The following is a 4,808-nucleotide window of genomic DNA, read 5'->3' as shown; positions in this document are numbered from 1 at the left end:
GTGTTGTTCATCATCCAGTCGGACAGCCTGCTCCAGGGACTCGGGCCCGGTGGGAGCGCGGGCGTGGGCGGTGGTGACGCTTCACGCGAAGGCCCCCGGAACATCGAGGCCAGTCGCGCCCCCCCGCGCCTCCGTCTGGAGGGTGAAGTGCTCACGCGGGCTCGGCAGGCCCAAGGCCTCGCGCGCGTCTTCACTCAGCTCCTTGCCCAGGGGGATGGCGTGCCGCAGGGCCTCGTCGAGGTTGCCCTCCTCGAACATGTCGACGAGGCGGCGCACGTACTCCGCCTTCCGCTGCCGCGCCCACTCGCCGAGCAGGGTGTTGTTCATCATCCAGTCGGACAGCCTGCTCCAGGGACTCGGGCCCGGTGGGAGCGCGGGCGTGGGCGGTGGTGACGCTTCACGCGAAGGCCCCCGGAACATCGAGGCCAGTCGCGCCCCCCATCCTGACGAAGGGGGCCCCTGCCGCGGCCCGCGAGGCCCAGCCCCAGAGAACGCCGCTCCGAGCCGCGCCAGCCATCCTGGCCGGCCACGGCCGGACTCGCCACCTCCGCGCGCCGACGCGCCCTGAGGGGAGAACTCCGCGAGCAGCCGCGCCAGCCATCCCTGGCGAACGAGCGCGTCACCACCGGCGCCACGTGCCGCCGTCCCGTCGGGGAAGAGCTTCTCACGCAGCCGCGCCCACCATCCCGGACGGCGCGCCTCAGCGGCGGCGGGAGCGCGGCGCCCCTCCATCCGCGCGAGCAGCTCCCGGGCTTCTACTGACGGCTCGGGCACGCCGGGACCGAAGCGCTCGCGAGACGGCGGCGGCACGGGCTCCAGCACCGGCACGGGGGGCGGCGGCGCGCCCAGCGTTCGCGGGGATCGGAGCTCCCATTCGGATACATCGAGCCAGGCGGACACCTCCACCCGCGGCATCGCGCCGGCGGAGAACACCTGGGCCCGTCCGCCGAGCACCAGCACCACCGCGCCTTCCTGGAGGCTCGGGTGCCGGCGCTCCGATGGAGACAGGGGCGCCGAGGAGAGGACGCCGTCCTCACGCGTGAGCGGCAACCCCGGCGCGGCTTCACACGCCACCGCGCGTGGCGCGGACAACTCCACAAGATATCCACCCGCCACGGCGTGAACGGACAGGCCGGGCGCCCACACCGCCAGAATCCGGCGGCGCGCCTCCCCCTCACCGAGCAGGGCCGGGTCGAGCCAGAAAGCCAAGGCCCGGACCGTGCCCCGGTGCACCTGCTGCCGGGGCCGCAGCCCTGCACGCGCCGCGCTCATCCCTCGCCTCCTGTCTGGAGACGACACAGCACCGCGCCTTGCTCCAGGTGGTACAGCACCAGCTCGCCCTCCGCCGTCAGCCACGCGAGCACGGGCACCGCATGGCTGGCCTCCGCGTGGACCACGTTGGCGGCCGCCACCGTCAACTTGGATTGGTGCCGCGGCCCCACGCTCCAGAAGGTCCGCAGGTCCGGGTCGAGCGCCAACAACCCGGCCTCCCCTCGCGCCTGCTGACAGGTTCCGACGCCCACGGCGCGGAAGCCCGGACGCAGCGTCACGAAGGGCTCCGTGCTCTGGTGATGCAAGCGCCACACGCCGGGGCTCTTGTTCACCGCGAGCAACCCAGCATCCGGATGGCCTGGGTGAGGTGACGCGCCGAACCAGACAGTGCCGCCCCTCGAGTCCTCCAGTGGCACCTGGCGCACCTCCTTCGCGCTCACGATGCCCAGCCGCACGCCGCTCCCAGCCCCTTCCGCTCCGTCACGCGTCACGACGATGCTGGCGCCCTTCACGTGCGCGGCGGCGATGACCCGCCGTGCCACCTGGGTGGAGTCCACGAGGCGGGAGTCGGAGTCCTCCTCGAAGCAATAGAGCGTGTCGTCCAGGCCGGACAGGAGCACGCATTCCCGCTGGGAGGCATCAAGATAGGTCGTCAGCCGGCCGGGTGGCTGTCCCAGCGCGGGAACAGGTGGGTGCGCCTGCGTATCGCGCAGCGTCCAGGGAAGCGCCGCGGGCCCGCGCCCGTGGCTCCTGGCCTGATGTTGCAGCCGTCCCCGGAAGGCATAGGCGCCCCCCTTCCGCGTCAGCACGAGCAGCCCTCCCTGGCGCCGCCACCCCGCGCCCAGGAAGGTCTCATCACTCCGAGGATTCATCCGCTGGGGCCGCGCGAGGGTGGCGCGAGGGGAGTTGGGCAGCGCCATGGCGCCGACGCCGCCCCCTTCATGGAAGAGCATCAGCCGGCGGCCATCCGAGGAGAAGGAGAACCCCGACACCCGCGCGTGCTGGACGGTCCTCACGGGCGCGGCGACGCGCGCGCGGAACGGGTCCCTCAACAGGCGCACGCTGTCCTCCGGCGACGGCAGGTCGAGCAGTACGGAGCGCGGCGCGCGCGCGGCGGGACGCACCTCCACCGCGAGTTGGCGCACCTCGGGCGCCAGGACTTCGGAGACCTCGATGCGCGAGAGCGCCTCCGCCCCCTCGATCCGGGACAGGCGGGCAGCCCCCACGAGCCAGGCGTCCGCCGTCCGCCCGTCGAGCTCGAGTCCTTCGCGCCAGGCCGCGAGCCGCTCAGCCGAGGGCGGCGCGGTGTCACGCGCGCTCAACCAGGCGCCCAGCGTGGCGGGCGTCACCTCCGTGAACCCGCCACGCTTCGGGTCTGCCTGAAGCACACCCCACGCGAACGTGGTCCCCGCGGCCTCCGCCCTGCGCGCCATGACGATGAGCAACGCGAGGTGCGCGATGCGCGGAGCGCCGAGCTGGTCCGGTCCCGCGTCGAGCAACACCACCGTGCGCCGCGCGCGACGGGGCTGGCGGAACGAGGGCTTGAGATAGGACAGCTCTCCGAAGGCGGCGCGGCGCACCAGCTCGTCGGGGGCCTCCAGGGCCCACAGCCACTCACTCACCAGCAGCCGGTCGAAGGAGCCTCTCCGCGACAGGCCGTCATACCCGTGGGGCTCGCCGCCCATCAGCTCCGAGGGCGCCCGGAGCGGCCCCAGCGCCGCGGACAACCGGGCGACCAGTGGGCCCAGGTTCAGCGCCACGTCCAACGGGAACGTCGCGAGGATTGACGCCCAGGGGCGCAGCGCATGGGGCAGCTCGCTCACGGCGTGTGCCCCGTCGTCGCCGTGTCCAGCCAGGCCTGAAGTGTGACACGGGACACGGACCGCGCCGCCTCCATGCTGACAAGGCACATGGACGCGGGCAGCACCGCCAACTTCGCTCCGCCCCCGCGCGCATGCGCCACGAGCGCACGCTCCAGCAGCGGCGCCGCCACGGCTGGCGCCAGCGCACAGGGAAGCAACAGCGAGGGCGCCGCGTCATCCCGCCCCAGGTACACGGCGCCGTCGACCCACGGCAGCGACGCCGAGGCCCCGAGGAGTACGAGGAGGCCCGGCCCCGCGACACCTTCCCAGGTGGCGAGGCGTGCGTCGTCCTCCGCGAGCACCCGGCGCGCGAGCGCCACCGCCACGGGCCCTTCGCCCACGACAGCGCGCGGCTCCAGCGGCTCGGCGCGCGAACGCCACCGCACCGGCAGGCGCGCGGCGGCTTCGCCACGCGTCTCCAGGGCGCTCACACCGCCACCTCCGTCTCGGACGACACGGGCCCTGAAGCACCGGAGGCGAGCACCCCCGCCACCTCCGCGCGCAGCACCTTCAAGTCCTCTGGAAGCGACTCGGGAGCGAAGCCCGCGTCCATTTCCCGCGCCACGCCCTCCAGCTTGAGCCGCCACGCGACGAGCGCCTCGCCATGGGCCTCCACGGGCCGCTCCGCCAGCAGCGCCTGCCCCGCGGAGGCGATGCGCCGCGCCCGCGCCAGGGGGCCCGCGCTGGCCTCCAGCGCCGCCGCCGGCAAGGCCGGGTTCTCCGTCCCGGCGAGCACGTCCCGCAGCACGTCCCGCGCGAGCGCCTGAGCCTCCTTCGTCGGCACGGCATACACGAGCGGCCACAGGTCCGCGGTCCCCGGCGTGCGCCGGCCCGCGAGCGCGGCGGCGGCAGCGATGAGCTTCTGCACCTTCACCGCGCGGCGGTCGGACAGGGCCACGCCCGCGGCGCGCAGCGTGCGCAGCGCATGGGCCAGGTGGGGGCGCACCCCGGAGAGGTCCGCCTCACGCGCGGCCTGGGCGACGACGTCCAGGGACTCCAGCGAGGTGACGTGCGCGTCCGCGTCCCCCCACAGCGAAGCGCCGCCCGCGAGCAGCTCCTCCAGCCGCGGGTCCGGCACGGGCTCGACGAAGATGCGCGCGAGGAACCGGTCCGCGAAGGCGGCCAGCGACTCGTCCTCCGGCAAGGCATTGGCGGCGCCCACGCAGACGCGCAGGGGGCAGCGCATGCGGGTGTGGCCGCGCCGGAAGGTGCGCTCGTTGAGCAGGCCCAGCAGCGTGTTCAGGATGGCGGTGGAGCCGAGGAACACCTCGTCGAGGAAGGCGACCTCGGCCTCGGGCAGCATGCCCTGGGTCTCCGTCTCGACGAGGCCCTCACGCAGCTTGCGCAGGTCCACGGGGCCGAAGAGCTCGGAGGGCTCGGTGAAGCGGCCCAGGAGGTACTCGAAGTAGGAGCCGCCCAGGACGCGAGCGGTGCGCCGCACGGCCTCGCTCTTCGCGGTGCCCGGCGGACCGATGACGAGCAGGTGCTCCCCCCGCCACGGCGGAGAGCGCGACGAGCTCCACCATCGCCTCGCGTTCAACCAGGCCCCGGCCCGCACTGGAGAGCGCGTCACGAACGGCGGAGGCGGCGGCGTCGAAGGTGCTGGACATGGAGCACCACCCTAACCGCCGGACTTGCCGTCTGAAAGCGCATGCAGGTCCCCTCCCCGCCCTC

Annotated in this window: 4 protein-coding genes; all 4 read right to left on the bottom strand. The window is 74.0% G+C overall.

Annotated elements, in window-relative coordinates:
* Positions 1–81: 81 nt before the first annotated feature.
* Genes HV824_RS34855 through HV824_RS34840 form a run of 4 tightly spaced genes read right to left on the bottom strand, consistent with a single transcriptional unit; the run spans position 82 to position 4,674 of the window.
* A complete protein-coding gene (locus HV824_RS34855; protein WP_255208589.1) occupies positions 82–1,272 on the bottom strand; it encodes a bpX6 domain-containing protein in 1,191 nt (396 codons plus the stop codon).
* The gene (locus tag HV824_RS34850) at positions 1,269–3,095 is read right to left on the bottom strand and encodes a hypothetical protein (protein WP_176425196.1); all 1,827 of its coding nucleotides are present in this window, start codon (positions 3,093–3,095) and stop codon (positions 1,269–1,271) included. The genes HV824_RS34855 and HV824_RS34850 overlap by 4 nt, the downstream gene beginning before the upstream one ends.
* A complete protein-coding gene (locus tag HV824_RS34845) occupies positions 3,092–3,565 on the bottom strand; it encodes a hypothetical protein (RefSeq protein WP_176425195.1) in 474 nt (157 codons plus the stop codon). The genes HV824_RS34850 and HV824_RS34845 overlap by 4 nt, the downstream gene beginning before the upstream one ends.
* Entirely contained in the window at positions 3,562–4,674 is a 1,113-nt protein-coding gene (locus HV824_RS34840) for an AAA family ATPase (RefSeq protein ID WP_255208588.1), read from the bottom strand. Before HV824_RS34840 ends, HV824_RS34845 begins: the two co-directional genes overlap by 4 nt.
* Positions 4,675–4,808: the final 134 nt, after the last annotated feature.

The sequence above is a fragment of the Myxococcus sp. AM009 genome (assembly GCF_013372605.1).
GTDB classification, from domain to species: Bacteria; Myxococcota; Myxococcia; order Myxococcales; family Myxococcaceae; genus Myxococcus; species Myxococcus vastator.
This window is presented reverse-complemented; position numbering and strand designations above follow the sequence as displayed.